Genomic DNA, 16,291 nt, shown 5'->3' on the forward strand with positions numbered 1-16,291 from the left:
GAGCACTCAATCAGGGGTAACATGGACGTATGTCCGAACCTCGCTGGCTTTCCGAAGACGAGCAACGCGTCTGGCGTGACTTCTCCCAGGCCGCCGCGCTGTTGCAGGCGCACCTCGAAGGCCAGCTGCAACACGACTCGGGCATGCCGCACACCTATTACGAGGTCCTGGTCGCGCTGTCGGAGGCCGACGGCCGCCGGCTGCGGATGAGCGAGCTCGCCGAAGCGCGCGGCTCCTCGCGCAGCCGCCTGTCCCACGCCGTAGCGCGCCTGGAGAGCAAGGGCTGGGTGCGGCGCGAGTCGTGCCCCACCGACAAGCGCGGCGCGTGGGCGGTGCTCACCGACGCCGGGTTCGCGGCGCTCGAAGCCGCTGCCCCCGGCCATGTCGAGGCCGTGCGCGAGAGCCTCTTCGACCGGCTGACGCCGGAGCAGGCGCAGCAGCTGGGCGAGATCAGCTCGGCGATCCTCGGCGGTCTGCGGCGCCAGTGCGCGGCCGCGATCGCGGCCGAGGAGGCGGGCGAATTCGTGGCCCCGGTCGTCGAACTGCCGAAATCAGGCTGATCGCCCGGCGGGTCGCGGGGCGGGACGTCGGCCCCGTGACGGCGGGTCGATAGGCTTTCGTGGCCAACCCACCCCCGAGCCAGGTGCACCAGAAGACGAGATGCTCAATATTTTCGCCCGTGCCTCAGTCTCCCGCGTCACCGATCCGATCGGTCGGACGCTGGTCCGTGCCGGACTGACTCCGAACGCGATGACCGTGATCGGCACCGCGGGTGCCGTGGCGTGCGCGCTGGTCTTCTTCCCGCAGGGGCTCCTGCTGTGGGGAACCTTCACCGTGTGGGGGTTCGCCATGCTGGACCTCCTCGACGGCGCGATGGCCAGGGCCCGCGGTTACGGCACCCCGTTCGGAGCCGTCCTCGACGCGACGTGCGACCGCCTGGTGGACGGCGCGCTGTTCGCCGCCATCGCGTGGTGGTGCTTCGTGGTCGACCACAACAACCGCGCGGCCGCGGCCGCCCTGATCTGCCTGGTGCTCGCCCAGGTCATCTCCTACGTGAAGGCCCGTGCCGACGCGTCGGGCCTCGAAGCCGACGGCGGCCTCGTCGAGCGGGCCGAGCGGCTGATCATCGCGCTCGTCGGCACCGGCCTGCACGGTCTCGGCGTGCCCTACACGGTGGAGATCACGCTCTGGCTGCTCGCCGTGCTGTCGGTGATCACGCTGCTGCAGCGCGGTGCCGCCGTCGCGAAGGCCGCGCGAGCCGTGGCCGAGAAAGCCCAGCAGGCCACGCACGCCGAGCAGGCCGAGCAAGCCGCTACCGCTCCGGCCGAGCAGGCCACGACCGGCGACGTGCAGACGGGCGGGGCGCAGCCGTGAGCGCGCTGTCCCAGCGGCTCGGCGAGTTCGGCTACACGGCGGGCTGGCAGCTCGCCCGCCGGATGCCCGGGCCGATCGGGACGGCGGTGTTCGCGCTGGGCGCCGACCTCGCCACCCGCCGCGGCGGCGGAGGCGTGCGGCAGCTGCGCGCCAACCTCGCGCGGGTCGTGCCGCAGGCCGACGAGCCGGAGCTCGACGAGCTCGTCCGCCGGGCCATGCGGTCGTACTCACGGTACTGGTACGAGACGTTCCGGCTCCCGTCGATGGACCGCGCCGAGGTGATCTCCAAGGTCGGCGCGGCGATCACGGGAGTCGAGAACATCGACGCCGCCCTCGCCGAGGGCAACGGCGCGGTGATCGCGCTGCCGCACAGCGGAAACTGGGACGCGATCGGAGTGTGGCTGGCCGACCGGCTCGGCGGGTTCACCACGGTCGTCGAACGACTGAAGCCCGAGTCGCTGTTCAACCGGTTCGTGGCCTACCGCGAGTCGCTCGGGTTCGAGATCGTGCCGCTCACCGGCGACAGCGCGGCGATGCGCTTGCTGCTGAAACGCCTGCGGGAGAACAAGGTCGTGTGTCTCGTCGGCGACCGCGACCTCACTTCGAGCGGGGTCCCCGTGCGGTTCTTCGGCGAGCGCACGCGCATGCCCGCGGGCCCGGCGCGGCTCGCCGCCACGACCGGGGCCGCGCTGCTGCCCGTCGGCTCGTGGTTCAGCGAGGACGGCTGGCAGGTCCGCGTGCATCCGCGCATCCGCGTCACCGCGCGCGCCGAGGTGCCCGCGGCCACTCAGGCGCTGGCCGATGCGTTCGCCGGCGACATCGCGGCGCACCCGGCCGACTGGCACATGCTGCAGAAGATCTGGCTCGCCGACCTCGAGGCCGGCGAGCGCGCCAGCCTCGAAGAAGTGGGCTGAGCCGGTGGCGGGCGGGCTGAAGATCGGGATCGTGTGCCCCTACTCGTTCGACGTGCCGGGTGGGGTGCAGGGCCACGTGATCGACCTCGCGCGGGCGCTCATCGCGCGGGGGCACCACGTGTCCGTGCTGGCGCCGGCCGACGAGGACGCGGTGCTGCCCGACTTCGTGCACCCCGCGGGCAAGGCGCTCGGCATCCCGTACAACGGCTCGGTCGCGCGGCTGCAGTTCGGCCCCGTCTCCTACGCGCGGGTGCGGCGCTGGATCCGCGAGAACGGGTTCGACGTGCTGCACCTGCACGAACCGGCCGCGCCCAGCCTGTCGCTGCTCGCCCTGAAGGTGGCCGACGGGCCGATCGTCGCGACCTTCCACACGGCGACCACCCGCTCGCGCACGCTCGCGGCTTTCCAGCCCGTGCTGCGGCCGCTGCTGGAGAAGATCACCGCGCGCATCGCGGTGTCGGCGCTGGCCCGCCGGGTACAGGTCGAGCACGCCGGGGGCGACGCCGTGGAGATCCCCAACGGTGTCGACGCCGAGTTCTTCGCCCGCGCCATGCCGCTGGAGGGCTACCCGCGCGCGGGCGGCACGGTCGGGTTCGTCGGCCGGTTCACCGAACCCCGCAAGGGCATGGACGTGCTGCTGGAGGCGTCGCGGCGGCTGCTGCCCGAGTTCGAGGACCTGAGGTTGCTCGTGGTCGGCCGCGGCGACCCGGACCAGCTCCGGCGCATGGCCGGCCCCGAGCTGTGGCCGCACGTCGAGCTGCTCGGCCAGGTCGACGACGCCACGAAGGCGCGCGCGTTGCGCAGCGTCGACGTGTACTGCGCGCCGAACACCGGCGGCGAGAGCTTCGGCATGATCCTCACCGAGGCCATGGCCTCGGGCACGCCGGTGCTGGCCAGCGGGCTCGACTCGTTCCGCCGCGTGCTCGACGACGGCAAGGCCGGGCAGCTCGCGGCGACCGGCGACGCCGGCGCGCTCGCCGACGGCCTGCGCGAGCTGCTCGGCGACCCGGCGCGGCGCGCGTCGCTGGCCGCGGCGGCGGGGGAACACGTGATGGCGTACGACTGGTCGGTCGTCGTCACCCAGGTGCTGCGCGTGTACGAGACCGCGATCGCCGCCGACCCGAGGCTGGTCGCCCCGGCGGAACGGGAGTTCGCGCGGTGACCTGGCTCGCGTGGCTGATCCCCTTGCTGGCCGCGATCGTGGTGCTGGGCGGGCTTTTCCTCGTCGCGACGGCCAACCGCCTCGACCGCCTCCACGTGCGCATGGACGCCGGCTGGGCCGCGCTCGACGCGGCGCTGGCGCGGCGCGCGGTGGTCGCTCGGGCCGTCGCGGCCCTGCTGGACGGCACCGGCCCCGGGCTGCACGCCGCGGCCGAGCGGGCCGAACGCGCGTCCCGCGCCGAACGCGAAGCCGACGAAAACGAGCTGACTCTGCGCCTCGGGGCCATCGACCGGACGACGCTGCCTCCCGTGCTGGCCGAGGAGCTCACCGACGCCGAGCACCGCGTGGTCATCGCTCGCCGCGTGCACAACGACGCCGTGCGCGACACGCTCGCGCTGCGGCGCCGGCGGAAAGTGCGGTACTTCAGGCTCGCCGGGACGGCGCCGCTGCCGGAGTACTTCGAGTTCGCCGAACCTGACGTGTGACCGGAATTCCGGGTGACGGTGGCAGACTTAGGCGCATGACCGTCGAACCGGATGCCTGCGCCGTCGCCCACGGTGCTCCCGAAGCGAACCCCGACGCGCGGACCCTGGTCGCCGTGTTCGCGTCGCCGGTGGCCCGGTACCTGCTGACCTACGCCGCCGACCTGGGCTACCACACCGTGCTGTTCGAGCCGGACGCCGCGCGCGCCACCGACGTGCGGTCCGCGTGCGACATCCGCACCGCGATGCCGTCGGTCGACAAGACCGCGGACGTCGTGGTGACGGACCACCACCGCACCGAGCTGGGCCCGGTGCTGCGCGACGCGCTCGCGCAGGACGCCCGCTGGATCGGTGTGCTGGGCAACCCGCGGCACGAAGGGCCGCACGTGTCGGCGCTGACGGCTCTGGGCGTGCCGGCAGTGGACATCGCGCGGGTGCACCGCCCGGTGGGGCTGAACATCGGCTCGCGCAAGCCGGCGGAGATCGCCGTTGCCGTGCTGGCCGGCCTCCTCGCCGACCGCAACGACAAGCCGGGCGGCTTCGAGTTCTGAGCCCCGCGTTCAGACCGGCACCGCGCTCACATGGGCACCGCCGCTCCTTCCGGCAGTGGTTCGAACCGGGCGTGGACGCGGGTGAACGTGGCCGTGCCCGACGTCAGCGAGCGCAGGTCGATCGCATACCGCAGGAGTTCCGCTGCGGGCACCTCGGCATTGATGACCGTCCGGCCGCCCTCGCCCGACTCGGTGCCGAGGACCCGCCCGCGCCGTGACGACAGATCCCCGAGGACGGTGCCCAGGTGCTCGTCCGGGAGCGTGATGGCGACGGCGTCCAGGGGTTCCAGCAAGGCGATCCGGCTGGCGGCGGCGGCTTCCCGCAGGGCGAGCGCCCCGGCGGTCTGGAACGCCGCGTCCGACGAGTCGACGCTGTGGGCCTTGCCGTCCACGAGCGTCACTCGCACGTCGACGACCGGGTGCCCGTCCGCGAGCCCGCGCTTGAGCTGCGCGCGTACGCCCTTCTCGACACTCGGGATGAACTGGTGCGGCACCGAGCCGCCGACGACCTTGTCCACGAACTCGAAACCGCTGCCACGCGGCAACGGTTCCACTTCGATGTCGCACACGGCGAACTGGCCGTGGCCGCCGGACTGCTTCACGTGGCGGCCGTGCCCGCGGGCGGGCCTGCTGAAGGTGGCGCGCAGGCTGATGCGCACCGGTTCGGTGTCGACGTCGGCGCCGCCGGCGCGCAGCCGGGACAGGACGACGTCGGCGTGCGCCTCGCCCATGCACCAGAGCACGAGCTGGCCGGTTTCGGCGTTGCGGTCGAGCCGCAGCGTCGGGTCGCCGGCCACGAGGCGCGAAAGGTTGCGGGAGAGCGTGTCCTCGTCGCTGCGGGTCTTCGCGATGATGGCGACCGGCAGGAGCGGCTCGGGCATGCGCCACGGTTTCATCACCAGCGGGTCGTCCGGCGACGAGACGGTGTCGCCCGTTTCGGCCGAGCCGACCTTGGTCAGCGCGCACAGATCGCCTGCCACGCAGTAGGGAACTTCGCGCAGCGAGGAGCCGAGCGGCGAGTACAGGTGGGCCACGCGTTCGTCGGCGTCGTGGTCCTCGTGCCCCCGCTCGGCGAGGCCGTGGCCGGACACGTGCACCGCGTTCTCCGGCCGCAGCGTTCCCGAGAACACTCGGACGAGCGACACGCGGCCGACGTAGGAGTCCGCGGCCGTGCGCACGACCTCCGCGGCGAGCGGCCCCTCTGGGTCGGCCGTCAGGTCGCCGTGCGGGCCGCCGTCGGGAGTCGTGACGCCCGGCGGCGTGTGTTCCAGCGGCGACGGGAACGCGCGCACGATCCCGTCGAGCACCTCCGCGAGCCCGATGCCGCTGGTGGCGCACACGGGGATGACGGGGTGGAACGACCCGCGCGCCACCGCTGTCTCGAGGTCGGCGATGAGCGTGTCCTCGGAGATCTCCTCGCCGCCGAGGTAACGCTCCATGAGGGTCTCGTCCTCGCTCTCGGCGATGATGCCCTCGATGAGCTCGTTGCGGGCCTCCTCCAGCCCGGCGAGGTCGGCCGGATCGGGTTCGCCGATCCGCGGCGGGTAGCCGGCGGAGTAGTCGAAGTAGCGCTGGGTGATGAGGCCGACCAGCCCGTCGCGGGCCGGCAGGTAAAGCGGCAGCACGCCCGCGCCGAACGCGGCCTGACAGGCGGCGATCTCCGCGAGCGCGTCGGCCCGGTGGTGGTCGAGGCGGGAGACGATCACGGCCCGGGGCATCCCGACCGACGCGCACTCCTCCCACACGGCGACCGTCGCGGCATCGACGCCTTCGGCCGCGCACACCACGAACAGCGCGGCGTCGGCGGCGCGCAGCCCCGCGCGCAGTTCGCCGACGAAATCGGCGTATCCCGGGGTGTCGATGAGGTTGATCTTGTGGCCCTGGTGCAGCACGGGCGCCACCGACAGCCCGACGGACCGCTGCTGGCGCACGGCGGCCGGGTCGTGGTCGCACACTGTGGTGCCCTCGACGACCGAGCCGGCGCGCTGGACCGTGCCCGACGCCGCGAGCAACGCCTCGGTCAGCGTGGTCTTCCCGGACCCCGAGGGCCCCACTAGCACGACGTTGCGTACCTGGGCGGGGTCGGCCACAGCGACGGCGGCCCCGGTGTCGGTACTCCTGCTCTGTTTGTCGGCCATGGCGACTCCTCGGCGAACGGCTGGTGTACGCGATGTGTCCTCGATCACACACCCGCTACCCTGGCCAGGGCAAGGCAGGGCCGGGGGGACCACGCGTTTGCTTCCCGGTGGGTTCCGGCCTCGGGCCGGGTGACGGGGGAGCGGGATGACGATCAGCAGGCGCACGTTCCTGCGGGTGTCCGGGGCGGCGGTACCGGTGGCGGCGGGCCTGGGGGCCACCACTCCGGACACCGCGCCGGGCCGGTGGGCGGCCCTTCGGCGGCGGCTTTCGGGGGCGTTGCTGGTGCCCGGCGACGCGGGGTACGAGGCCGCTCGCCACGGCTATTTCACGCTGTACGACCACCACCCGGCGGCGATCGCCCGTTGCGGGCGCGAGGCGGACGTGCAGGCGTGCGTGGACTTCGCGGCGCAGCACGGCATCCCGGTGGCCGCACGCTCGGGCGGGCACAGCTACGTCGGGTACTCCACTGTGGACGGCGGCCTGGTGGTGGACGTCGGGCGGCTCGACGGGATCCGGGTCCTCGGCCACGGACGGGCCGTGGTGGGTGCGGGCGCGCGGCTGGGTCCGGTGTACCAGGCGCTGGGGTCCGCGGGGCGGGCGCTGGCGGCGGGCACGTGCCCGACGGTCGGCATCGCCGGGCTGACGCTCGGCGGGGGAGTCGGCGTGCTGGGCCGCAAGCTCGGGCTCACGTGCGACCAGCTCGAGTCGGCGCGGGTCGTGACGGCCGACGGCGTGGCGCGCACCGTGTCGGCGCACCAGTACGCGGACCTGTTCTGGGCGTTGCGCGGCGGTGGGGGCGGCAACTTCGGCATCGTCACGTCGTTCACCTTCCGGACCGCCGAGGCGCCGAATCTCACGTCGTTCAGTCTGCAGTTCCCGCCCGAGACGACCGCGACGCTGCTCGCCGAGTGGCAGGACTGGCAGCCGCGGATGCCCGACGAGCTCTGGTCCGACCTCGGGCTCGGCGCCACGGCAGCGAACTTCGGCGGCTGCTTCGTGGGTCCGCGCAGCCGGCTGAAGCCGATCCTCGACGACTTCGTCCGCCGGGTGGGCGCGGCACCGCAGAAGCGTGAGGAGCCGGAGACCGATTTCCTCGGCGCGATGCGGTACTTCGCCGCCTGCACGGACCTCGCGGGTTCGGCGTGCGGCCCCGGCTGGGGCGGCGGCGCCGGCAAGATCGGGACCGCGGCGTACGTGGCGACCTCGCGGATGCTGATGCGCCCGGCGAAGGATCCGGCCGCGGTCCTCGAGCTGCTGAGCGAGGACCCGGATTCTTACACGATCGTGGACGGTGGTGGCGGCGCGATCGCGCGTGGTGACTCTGCTTTCCCGCACCGCCGGGCGCTCGCGAGCTTCCAGTTCATCCACGGGCTGGAGCACGCGACCGAAACCGCGGCGCGGCGCGCGATCGGGCGAATTCGCGACGGGCTCGGGCCGGAATTCGGCACCACCGGTTACGTCAACTACCTCGATCCGGAAATGCCCGACTGGGGTCAGGCCTATTACGGCGGGAACCTGCCCCGGCTGCGTGCCCTCGCGCGGCGCTACGACCCGGACCGCGTGTTCGCCTTCCCCCAAGGGGTAACCCCGGCCTGACTGTCCACAACGGATCGTTTTACACTTCTCCGATTGCCGTTTTTCGAGGAGGAGGAACGTGCTGGAGCTGGCGTGGTCGGCGGACGAACTCGCGCGAACGAGGCTCGCGTTCTCCCCGTTGTGGGAAATCGTGGCGAGCGTCCGGGTACTGGCCCGGCCGGGGGAGCACGCGCTGCACCTGCCGTGGGTGCGCAAGGCGTCGGGCGCGCTGGCCGAAGCGGGGATCGACGTCTCGCCGCTCGCCGATCTCGTGGCCGGCCGCTCGGTGCCGCGGTTCCTCACGCCCACGCCGGCTTCGCCGGTGCCACAGCTGGCCGACGAGCTCGCGGACCTGCGCGACGTCGCCCCGCGCGCGGTGCGGCGCGAGCTGGAGGCGATGGAACCGCCGCGCTCGGCCGCGCTGACCCGCCTGCACCGCGACCCGGAGGCGGGGCTCGACCGGCTCGCGGGGCTGATGGAGCGGTACTGGGCGGTGGCGCTGGCGCCCGCGTGGCCGCGCATGCGGGCCCTGTTGGAAGGCGATGTGCTGCACCGCTCGCGCCTGCTTGCCGCCGGCGCGGCGGAGGACCTGTTCCACGACCTCGCGCCCGCCGTCCACTGGGCCGAGGGCGCGCTGATCGTCGCCCAGCGCCTCGTGCCCGCCGCGGGCGCGCCGCACGGCCACGGGCTCGTGCTGGCGCCGTCGGTGTTCGTCTGGCCGCGCGTGATCTCGCGGACCCACGCGGGCCGCCAGCCCGTGCTGCGTTACCCGGCCCGCGGGGTCGCCGGCCTGTGGGAAACGGGCGGTACCTCGTCGTCGGCGGCCCTGCGCGGGGTGCTCGGCCGCAGTCGCAGCGCGCTCCTCACTTCACTGACCACGCCGGCGGACGTCAGCGAGCTGGCGCGCCGCACGGGCCTGAAGGAGGGCGTCGTCGCGAAGCACCTGCAGCTCCTGTGCAGCGCCGGCTTGGTCGCCACGGCCCCCGACGGCGTGCACTCCCGCACGGTCGCCGCAGACGCCGTGGTGACCGCGGCAGCCGGCTGACGGGCTCAAGGCACCCCGGCCAGCCGCAGCAACGCCGCCGTCGCCGCGGCGGCCACGACCACGGCCACGAACGGGGCCTTGCGCCACGCGAGCACCCCGCCGACCAGCACGCCGGCCGGCCGGGCGATGCCGGCGAACGCATGCCCTTCCGTCAGCACACTCGTCGCGACCAGCGCGGCCAGCAGGACGACGGCCGAGAGCGCCATTAGCCGCTGGGCGCGAGGGGAGAGGCGCACCCGCGTGCGCAGCACCGGCCCGGCGCAGCGGAAGGCGAAGGTGCCGGCCGCGAGGACCGCGGTGGCGATCAGGAGGTCGACGCCGTCCATCAGTGGGCTCCTTCCAGTGTCGTCGGTTCCTTGGCCACGACGCCGACGAGCACGCCGGCCAGCGCCAGCAGCACCGGGAGGCCCGCGGGCAGGAACGGGGTCGCCACCAGAGCGACGACCACGCCCACGGCGACGGGCAGCCGGGTGGCGCGGTCGCGCAACGACGGCAGCACGAGGGCCAGCAGCACGGCCGGGAACGCGGCGTCCAACCCGAACGCGGCGGTGTCGCTGATCGCGGTGCCCGCGAAGGCGCCCGCGAGGCAGCCGGCGTTCCACGAGACGAACAGGCCCGCGCCGCACGCCCAGTAGGCGGCGCGACGGCGCCCGGAATCCCGCTGGGCCAGTGCGAAGGCCACCGACTCGTCGATCATCAGGTGGCTGCCGGCGATGCGGGCGGCCCACTTCGAGCCGAACACGTCGCCGATCGCGAAGCCGAACGGCAGGTGCCGCGCGTTCACCAGCAGGCCCGCGACCACGGCGGCCAGCGGGTTGCCGCCGCCGGCGATGATGCCCACCAGCATGAACTGCGACGCGCCGGCGAAGACCAGCAGCGACATCAGCATCGGAGCCCACAGCGGGAAGCCCGAGCTCACCGCGATGGCGCCGTAGGAGACGCCCACGAGGCCGTCGGCCACACAGACGAGCGCGATGTCCCGGGTCAGCTCCCGGTCGAGTGTTCGCCAAATCGAACGCATAGTGTCTTATGCTGAACACAGGACCGGGTGTTCGTCAAGGCGAACGGAAAGACTGATGGAGCGAACACGGATGTCGCAGGAGACCAATGGCGCGCCGCTGGAGATCATCGCCGCGTCGCTGCGGCGCGAGCGCACTCGCGCGGGCCTGTCGCTCACCGAGGTCGCTCGCCGCGCCGGCCTGGCGAAGTCGACGCTCTCGCAGCTGGAGTCCGGCTCGGGCAACCCGAGCGTGGAGACGTTGTGGGCCCTCGGCGTGGCGCTCGACGTGCCGTTCTCCCGGCTCGTGGAACCCGAACGGCCCCAGGTCCGCGTGATTCGCGCGGGCAAGGGGCCGACGGTGTTCGCCGAGCACGCCGACTACGCGTGCACGCTGCTGTCCGCGTGCCCGCCTTCGGCGCGCCGGGACATGTACGTGATCCGCGCGGAGCCGGGCACTCCGCGCAGGTCGGACCCGCACATGAACGGCGTGGTCGAGCACATCGTGATCTGCGCCGGGCGGGCCCGCGTCGGCGTGCGCGACGACCCGGTCGAGCTGCTGCCCGGCGACTACATCTGCTATCCCGGGGACGTGCCGCACATCTTCGAGGCACTGGAGCCCGGCACGTTCGGGGTGGAGATCTCCGAGTACTCGTGAGAAGCAGTACTCGTGAAAAACCGGGGGTGACCCCCGGGGGTCTACCAGCCGCGCTCGGCGAGGCGGTGCGGCTCCGGCAGCTCCTCGACGTTGATGCCCACCATCGCCTCGCCAAGGCCGCGCGAGACCTTGGCCAGCACGTCGGGGTCGTCGTAGAACGTCGTCGCCTTGACGATGGCCTCGGCGCGCTGCGCGGGGTTGCCGGACTTGAAGATGCCCGAGCCCACGAACACGCCCTCGGCGCCGAGCTGCATCATCATCGCCGCGTCGGCCGGGGTCGCGATGCCGCCCGCGGTGAAGAGCACTACCGGCAGTTTGCCGTTCTGCGCGACCTCCTTGACCAGCTCGTACGGTGCCTGCAGCTCCTTCGCCGCGACGAACAGCTCGTCTTCGGGCAGCGAGGACAGCTTGCGGATCTCCGCGCGGATCTGGCGCATGTGCGTGGTGGCGTTGGAGACGTCACCGGTGCCGGCCTCGCCCTTGGAGCGGATCATCGCCGCGCCCTCGGTGATCCGGCGCAGCGCCTCGCCCAGGTTGGTCGCACCGCAGACGAAGGGGACGGTGAAGGCCCACTTGTCGATGTGGTTGGCGTAGTCGGCGGGCGTGAGCACCTCGGACTCGTCGATGTAGTCGACGCCGAGCGACTGCAGCACCTGTGCCTCGACGAAGTGGCCGATGCGGGCCTTCGCCATGACCGGGATCGAGACGGTCTCGATGATGCCGTCGATCAGGTCCGGGTCGCTCATGCGCGCGACGCCGCCCTGGGCGCGGATGTCGGCGGGCACGCGCTCGAGCGCCATCACCGCGACCGCGCCGGCGTCCTCGGCGATCTTCGCCTGCTCGGCGGTGACCACGTCCATGATCACGCCGCCCTTGAGCATCTCCGCCATGCCGCGCTTGACCTTGGCGGTGCCGGTGACGGACTGGGGTTCGGGGGTGGTCTGCTGCTCGGACACCTCGGGGCCTTTCTCGGGACGAAACTCCTGCGCTTTCGAGCGTAGGGGCGCGGTGGACCGGTGAACCAGGCCAGTGCGCGGCTATCTCGGCAGTCCACTTTCCGGGTGGCCACCACCTGCGGATCCGGTCGCCGCCCGGCGGTGTCGGCCGCGTCACGTGCCGCCGGATCGACGCTGACCTGCACCGGCGCCGGCGGGGTATCCTGGAGGTACCGGTGGGGGCGACCACGTGGATTCCCGTCGTTGTCCGGCCTGCGGGTGTCGTAACCTCCGGCAAGATCCCCCTCGAGGTGGCCACTCGGCAGCATTTCGGGAAGGCCACTCGCCGGCGCCGGAGTCCGGCGGCCGGCCCGGTCCCTCGGGTGGGTGACAGCCGGCCGACCGCCCGCTGACCTGGCCGGAAGGCCCGCGAGGCGTCCCCCTAAGCTGAGCAGAACGTCTTTCGGGAGGTCGGGTGGCGACAGCTTCGGGAGCACGGCCGACGATCGGTGTGCTCGCCCTGCAGGGTGCCGTGCGCGAGCACGTCGCGATGCTGGAGCGCGCGGGCGCGCACGCCGTGCCCGTGCGCCGCGAGGCGGAACTGTCCGAAGTGGACGGCCTGGTGCTCCCCGGCGGGGAGTCCACCACCATGTCGCGGCTGCTGGAGAGCTTCGAGCTGCTCGAGCCGCTGCGGGCGCGGATCGCGGACGGGATGCCCGCCTTCGGCTCGTGCGCCGGGCTGATCCTGCTGGCGCGCCAGGCGCTCGATGGACGCCCGGACCAGCAGCAGCTCGGCGGGCTCGACGTGGTCGTCCGGCGCAACGCGTTCGGCCGGCAGGTCGACTCGTTCGAGGTGGACCTCGACTTCGCGGGTGTCGGAGGCGGGCCCGTGCACGCGGTCTTCATCCGGGCCCCGTGGGTCGAGAAGGCGGGTGCGGGGGTCGAGGTGCTGGCCACCGTGCCGGCGGCGCTCGTGCCAGGAGACTCAATGCCCGAAGATCCCGCGGTCGGCGAGCCCGAGGCTAGGATCGTCGCCGTCCGGCAGGGGTCGGTGCTGGCCACGGCGTTCCACCCGGAGATCACCGGGGACGAGCGGGTGCACCGGTTGTTCGTCGAGCTCGTGCGAGAAGCCTGAGCAGGGATTGCGGCGTGCGCGCGACGCGAGTCGGGGGCACGCGGAACAAATGGAGGAAAGATGAGCGGCCACTCCAAGTGGGCCACGACGAAGCACAAGAAGGCCAACCTCGACGCGAAGCGTGGCAAGCTCTTCGCCCGGCTGATCAAGAACATCGAGGTGGCCGCCCGCACCGGCACCGGCGGTGGGGACCCCGACGGCAACCCCACCCTCTACGACGCCATCCAGAAGGCGAAGAAGAACTCGGTCCCGCAGGACAACATCGAGCGCGCGCGCAAGCGCGGCGCCGGTGAAGAGGCCGGTGGTGCCGACTGGCAGAACATCACGTACGAGGGCTACGGGCCCAACGGCGTGGCGGTGCTGATCGAGTGCCTCACCGACAACAAGAACCGCGCCGCCATGGAGGTCCGGACCGCGCTCACGCGCAACAACGGCTCGCTGGCCGACCCGGGCTCCGTCGCCTACATGTTCAACCGCAAGGGCGTCGTGATCATGCCCAAGGGCGACACGAGCGAGGACGACGTGCTCATGGCCGTGCTCGACGCGGGCGCCGAGGAGGTCAACGACCTCGACGAGAGCTTCGAGATCGTCTCCGAGGGCGGCGACCTGGTGCCGGTGCGCAAGGCGCTGCAGGAGGCCGGGTTCGAGTACGAGTCGGCGGAGCTCACGTTCCTCCCGACGGTCTCGGTGCCGCTGGACGTCGACGGCGCGAAGAAGGTCTTCAAGCTGATCGACGCGCTCGAGGACTGCGACGACGTGCAGAACGTGTACGCGAACTTCGATGTCTCGGATGAGGTCATGGCGTCGGTCGACTGATGTCGGCCCATGGCGGGGTTTTCCCGCCACGGCAAGGAATTTCGGCGGCACACGGAGAGTAGAGCGTGCCGGCGAACGGCCCCGGTCGGGTGCGGGAGAATCCGCGTCCGGCCGGGGCCGTTTCTCATTCGATCAGCGGAGCGTAGTCGGATTCCTTGCTGTGGCCGGAAATTCGCGGCCGTCGGTACTGGGCTCAGCCGCGTGCTTCCGGCACAATGGCCGCCGTGACGACCTCAGCCCTCACCGCCGAAGAGCAGCGCCTGATCGACTGGATCGAGTCCCAGGCGAAGGAACGGGGCAACGCGGTCATCGCGGTGCCGCAGGACGATCAGGGCGCCGGCTTCTGCTTCACCGCCTGCGCGTGGGCACTGCACAACGTGCCCGAGGTCGTGGTCGTCGGCCTGCCCGGCGACCTGGGCCCGATCCTGCTCGACGCGTACGTCGACCGCGCGGCCAACGGCGAGATCTTCGAGGTCGGCAAGCGCTACGACGACTTCTTCCAGGGCAGCGCCGTCGTTTTCGAACGCGTCGCCAAGGGCCACTACCCGGAGTACTTCGGGTCGGCGTTCCTCGTCTACCCCGACGGCGACTTCCCGGCGCTGCAGGTGGTCGTCGCCACGGCCGACGGGCACTTCCCCTGGCAGGACACGGCTCCCGACGGCTTCGCCGAATGGCAGCCGGTGCTCACCGAAAGCGGTGTGCCCGAAAGCTGGACCCCCGGCGTCGACGGCCCCTGATCACCGGCCCCTGATCACCGCGGCAAGGCCCTGAGATCCGCTGCCGCGGCCGGAAACCGCGCGGCGAGCGTGTCGACGTCGGCGAACTCCACGCAGTCGTCGGTGTAGGGCGGCACCACCACGGTGCCGAGCAAAGACCACTCGCCCAGCGGTACCGTCGCCTGCCACGTGCCGGCGGGCACCACGACCTGCGGCCGTTCGCCCGCGGTGACGTCGGTGCCCAGCACCGGCCGCGTGACGGTGCCGTCCGCGTGCAGGAGCAGCATCCGCGCCGGCGCCCCGGCGTGGTGCGCGAAGACTTCGACGCGGTCCAGCCGGTGCGGCGCCGAGAACTGCGGCGCCACCAGCAGGTAATAGATCGCGGACCCGGCTTCGGAACGCCAGCTCTGCGCGAAGAGCCCGCCTTCGACGGGCAACGGCGACAGACCCAGGTGGCGGATGAATTCCGGCGGCTGCGGCATGGCGACCATCCTGCCGCGCCCCCGCCCAGTAGCCTGCACCTCGAACGGATGTTCGCGCGGGCGAAGGAGAAGGTGTGCGGGTGCTCGGGGTCGACCCCGGTCTGACCAGGTGCGGTCTCGGCGTGGTCGACGGTGGCAAGGGCCGGGTCGTCCGCGCGGTGGCCGTCGGCGTCGTGCGCACCCCGCCGGAGGACGATCTGGCCCACCGGCTGCTCGGCATCGCCGACGAGGTCGAGGTCTGGCTGGACCGCTACAAGCCCGAGGCGATCGCCGTCGAGCGCGTGTTCGCGCAGCACAACGTGCGCACGGCCATGGGCACCGCGCAGGCGGGCGGCGTCGTCGCGCTGGCCGCGGCCCGGCGCGGCCTGCCAGTCGTGTTCCACACCCCGAGCGAGGTCAAGGCCGCGGTCACCGGGTCGGGCCGCGCGGACAAGGCGCAGGTCACCGGTATGGTGATGCGCCTGCTCAACCTCGAGGTGAAGCCGCACCCCGCCGACGCGGCCGACGCGCTGGCGCTGGCCATCTGCCACCTCTGGCGCGAGCCGATGCGCGTCCGCCTCGCCGAGGCCGAGGCGCGCGCGGCCGAGCTGGCCCGCGCGCACAAGGCCAAGCTGGCGGCCGCCGCGAAACAGGCGGGCGCCGCCACCCGCACCCCGGTGCGGCGGGCGGTCCGCCGGACCCCGAGCAAGCTGGACGACACTGGAGCACCCCGATGATCTCCTCCGTACGCGGTGAAGTGCTGTCGGTCGGCCTGGACCACGCCGTGGTCGAGGTCGGCGGCGTGGGCTTCGCCGTGCAGGCCACCCCGGCGACGCTCGCGACGCTGCGCCGCGGCGAGCAGGTGCGGCTGCACACCGCGCTGGTCGTGCGCGAGGACTCGCTGACGCTGTTCGGGTTCGCCGACGAAGACGCGCGCGAGCTGTTCGGCCTGCTGCAGACCGTGTCGGGCATCGGCCCGCGGCTCGCGCTCGCCACGCTCGCCGTGCTGGAGCCCGACAAGCTGCGCGCCGCGCTCGTGGAAGGCAATATCACCGTGCTCACGCAGGTGCCCGGCATCGGCCGCAAGGGCGCCGAGCGGCTCAGCCTCGAGCTGCGCGACAAGGTCACCGCGCTCGGCGGCACCGGCGAGGTGCCGGCCGTGTCCGCGCCCGGTGCGCTGCGCGCCGAGGTGGTGGAAGCGTTGGCCGGACTGGGTTTCCCGGCCAAGCAGGCCGAGCAGGCGGTGGACCGCGTGCTGGCCGAGGGCGACGGGCACACCACCGCGACGGTGCTGCGCTCGGCGCTGGCCACCCTCGGGCGCAAGCGGTAGC

18 protein-coding genes and 1 pseudogene are annotated in these 16,291 nt (G+C 72.7%); 14 read left to right on the top strand and 5 right to left on the bottom strand.

Annotated features, from left to right (window positions below; translation table 11 throughout):
- The first annotated feature begins 29 nt into the window (after positions 1 to 29).
- The 6 genes and pseudogenes from QRX50_RS29950 to QRX50_RS29975 all read left to right on the top strand — a co-directional run bounded on the left by QRX50_RS29950 (position 30) and on the right by QRX50_RS29975 (position 4,483).
- Positions 30 to 560, top strand: a complete 531-nt coding sequence (locus tag QRX50_RS29950; protein ID WP_285966465.1) for a MarR family winged helix-turn-helix transcriptional regulator — start codon at positions 30 to 32, stop codon at positions 558 to 560.
- 100 nt (positions 561 to 660) lie between these two features.
- Positions 661 to 1,260 (top strand): annotated as a pseudogene (pgsA, locus tag QRX50_RS29955) (phosphatidylinositol phosphate synthase); the annotation flags it as partial.
- 110 nt (positions 1,261 to 1,370) lie between these two features.
- Entirely contained in the window at positions 1,371 to 2,288 is a 918-nt protein-coding gene (locus tag QRX50_RS29960) for a phosphatidylinositol mannoside acyltransferase (protein ID WP_285966466.1), read from the top strand.
- A 16-nt stretch (positions 2,289 to 2,304) separates the two neighbouring features.
- On the top strand, positions 2,305 to 3,450 hold the full coding sequence (locus QRX50_RS29965) for a glycosyltransferase family 4 protein (protein WP_285974603.1): 1,146 nt from the start codon (positions 2,305 to 2,307) through the stop codon (positions 3,448 to 3,450).
- The gene (locus QRX50_RS29970) at positions 3,447 to 3,935 is read left to right on the top strand and encodes an NUDIX hydrolase (protein ID WP_285966467.1); all 489 of its coding nucleotides are present in this window, start codon (positions 3,447 to 3,449) and stop codon (positions 3,933 to 3,935) included. The genes QRX50_RS29965 and QRX50_RS29970 overlap by 4 nt, the downstream gene beginning before the upstream one ends.
- Positions 3,936 to 3,970: 35 nt before the next feature.
- Positions 3,971 to 4,483: an XdhC family protein gene (locus QRX50_RS29975; protein WP_285966468.1), complete on the top strand. Its 513-nt coding sequence runs from the start codon at positions 3,971 to 3,973 to the stop codon at positions 4,481 to 4,483.
- Between the two features lie 26 nt (positions 4,484 to 4,509).
- Here QRX50_RS29975 and QRX50_RS29980 read toward each other — a convergent pair whose 3' ends face one another.
- Positions 4,510 to 6,621 (bottom strand): elongation factor G-like protein EF-G2, encoded by a 2,112-nt coding sequence (locus QRX50_RS29980; RefSeq protein WP_285966469.1) that lies wholly within the window; start codon positions 6,619 to 6,621, stop codon positions 4,510 to 4,512.
- 145 nt (positions 6,622 to 6,766) lie between these two features.
- Between QRX50_RS29980 and QRX50_RS29985 the strand changes: the two genes are divergently transcribed.
- Both QRX50_RS29985 and QRX50_RS29990 read left to right on the top strand, forming a co-directional pair.
- The gene (locus tag QRX50_RS29985; RefSeq protein ID WP_285966470.1) at positions 6,767 to 8,218 is read left to right on the top strand and encodes an FAD-binding oxidoreductase; all 1,452 of its coding nucleotides are present in this window, start codon (positions 6,767 to 6,769) and stop codon (positions 8,216 to 8,218) included.
- 58 nt (positions 8,219 to 8,276) lie between these two features.
- Entirely contained in the window at positions 8,277 to 9,242 is a 966-nt protein-coding gene (locus QRX50_RS29990) for a DUF5937 family protein (RefSeq protein ID WP_285966471.1), read from the top strand.
- A 5-nt stretch (positions 9,243 to 9,247) separates the two neighbouring features.
- Here the strand turns inward: QRX50_RS29990 and QRX50_RS29995 are convergent, their stop codons facing one another.
- Entirely contained in the window at positions 9,248 to 9,568 is a 321-nt protein-coding gene (locus QRX50_RS29995; RefSeq protein WP_285966472.1) for an AzlD domain-containing protein, read from the bottom strand.
- On the bottom strand, positions 9,568 to 10,263 hold the full coding sequence (locus tag QRX50_RS30000; protein ID WP_285966473.1) for an AzlC family ABC transporter permease: 696 nt from the start codon (positions 10,261 to 10,263) through the stop codon (positions 9,568 to 9,570). Before QRX50_RS30000 ends, QRX50_RS29995 begins: the two co-directional genes overlap by 1 nt.
- A 70-nt stretch (positions 10,264 to 10,333) precedes the next feature.
- Here QRX50_RS30000 and QRX50_RS30005 point away from each other — a divergent pair, with 70 nt between their 5' ends.
- A complete protein-coding gene (locus tag QRX50_RS30005) occupies positions 10,334 to 10,897 on the top strand; it encodes a helix-turn-helix domain-containing protein (protein WP_285974604.1) in 564 nt (187 codons plus the stop codon).
- 41 nt (positions 10,898 to 10,938) lie between these two features.
- Here the strand turns inward: QRX50_RS30005 and pdxS are convergent, their stop codons facing one another.
- Positions 10,939 to 11,787, bottom strand: a complete 849-nt coding sequence (pdxS, locus tag QRX50_RS30010; protein WP_285974605.1) for a pyridoxal 5'-phosphate synthase lyase subunit PdxS — start codon at positions 11,785 to 11,787, stop codon at positions 10,939 to 10,941.
- Between the two features lie 520 nt (positions 11,788 to 12,307).
- Here pdxS and pdxT point away from each other — a divergent pair.
- The 3 genes from pdxT to QRX50_RS30025 all read left to right on the top strand — a co-directional run bounded on the left by pdxT (position 12,308) and on the right by QRX50_RS30025 (position 14,520).
- Positions 12,308 to 12,967: a pyridoxal 5'-phosphate synthase glutaminase subunit PdxT gene (pdxT, locus tag QRX50_RS30015; RefSeq protein WP_285966474.1), complete on the top strand. Its 660-nt coding sequence runs from the start codon at positions 12,308 to 12,310 to the stop codon at positions 12,965 to 12,967.
- A gap of 60 nt (positions 12,968 to 13,027) precedes the next feature.
- Positions 13,028 to 13,783, top strand: a complete 756-nt coding sequence (locus tag QRX50_RS30020) for a YebC/PmpR family DNA-binding transcriptional regulator (protein ID WP_285966475.1) — start codon at positions 13,028 to 13,030, stop codon at positions 13,781 to 13,783.
- Between the two features lie 215 nt (positions 13,784 to 13,998).
- Complete coding sequence (locus tag QRX50_RS30025) at positions 13,999 to 14,520, top strand: DUF4262 domain-containing protein (protein ID WP_285966476.1); 522 nt, start codon at positions 13,999 to 14,001, stop codon at positions 14,518 to 14,520.
- Positions 14,521 to 14,534: 14 nt separating this feature from the next.
- On the opposite strand, the gene QRX50_RS30030 is transcribed toward QRX50_RS30025, so the two are convergent.
- Positions 14,535 to 14,981, bottom strand: coding sequence for a cupin domain-containing protein (locus tag QRX50_RS30030; RefSeq protein WP_285966477.1), 447 nt, complete (start codon positions 14,979 to 14,981; stop codon positions 14,535 to 14,537).
- Positions 14,982 to 15,055: 74 nt separating this feature from the next.
- Between QRX50_RS30030 and ruvC the strand changes: the two genes are divergently transcribed.
- Both ruvC and ruvA read left to right on the top strand, forming a co-directional pair.
- On the top strand, positions 15,056 to 15,697 hold the full coding sequence (gene ruvC / locus QRX50_RS30035; protein WP_285966478.1) for a crossover junction endodeoxyribonuclease RuvC: 642 nt from the start codon (positions 15,056 to 15,058) through the stop codon (positions 15,695 to 15,697).
- Complete coding sequence (gene ruvA, locus QRX50_RS30040) at positions 15,694 to 16,290, top strand: Holliday junction branch migration protein RuvA (protein ID WP_285966479.1); 597 nt, start codon at positions 15,694 to 15,696, stop codon at positions 16,288 to 16,290. The genes ruvC and ruvA overlap by 4 nt, the downstream gene beginning before the upstream one ends.
- Position 16,291: the final 1 nt, after the last annotated feature.

It is taken from the genome of Amycolatopsis sp. 2-15, assembly GCF_030285625.1.
In the GTDB taxonomy this organism is placed as follows: domain Bacteria; phylum Actinomycetota; class Actinomycetes; order Mycobacteriales; family Pseudonocardiaceae; genus Amycolatopsis; species Amycolatopsis carbonis.

Excerpts from the sequence above, each read along its gene's own strand:
- QRX50_RS29950 (WP_285966465.1), top strand. The coding sequence starts at position 30 with ATGTCCGAACCTCGCTGGCTTTCCGAAGACGAGCAACGCGTCTGGCGT.
- QRX50_RS29975 (WP_285966468.1), top strand. The coding sequence starts at position 3,971 with ATGACCGTCGAACCGGATGCCTGCGCCGTCGCCCACGGTGCTCCCGAA.
- QRX50_RS29980 (WP_285966469.1), bottom strand. The coding sequence starts at position 6,621 with ATGGCCGACAAACAGAGCAGGAGTACCGACACCGGGGCCGCCGTCGCT.
- QRX50_RS29985 (WP_285966470.1), top strand. The coding sequence starts at position 6,767 with ATGACGATCAGCAGGCGCACGTTCCTGCGGGTGTCCGGGGCGGCGGTA.
- QRX50_RS29995 (WP_285966472.1), bottom strand. The coding sequence starts at position 9,568 with ATGGACGGCGTCGACCTCCTGATCGCCACCGCGGTCCTCGCGGCCGGC.
- QRX50_RS30000 (WP_285966473.1), bottom strand. The coding sequence starts at position 10,263 with ATGCGTTCGATTTGGCGAACACTCGACCGGGAGCTGACCCGGGACATC.
- QRX50_RS30005 (WP_285974604.1), top strand. The coding sequence starts at position 10,334 with ATGTCGCAGGAGACCAATGGCGCGCCGCTGGAGATCATCGCCGCGTCG.
- pdxS (WP_285974605.1), bottom strand. The coding sequence starts at position 11,787 with ATGGCGGAGATGCTCAAGGGCGGCGTGATCATGGACGTGGTCACCGCC.
- QRX50_RS30020 (WP_285966475.1), top strand. The coding sequence starts at position 13,028 with ATGAGCGGCCACTCCAAGTGGGCCACGACGAAGCACAAGAAGGCCAAC.
- QRX50_RS30025 (WP_285966476.1), top strand. The coding sequence starts at position 13,999 with ATGGCCGCCGTGACGACCTCAGCCCTCACCGCCGAAGAGCAGCGCCTG.
- QRX50_RS30030 (WP_285966477.1), bottom strand. The coding sequence starts at position 14,981 with ATGCCGCAGCCGCCGGAATTCATCCGCCACCTGGGTCTGTCGCCGTTG.
- ruvA (WP_285966479.1), top strand. The coding sequence starts at position 15,694 with ATGATCTCCTCCGTACGCGGTGAAGTGCTGTCGGTCGGCCTGGACCAC.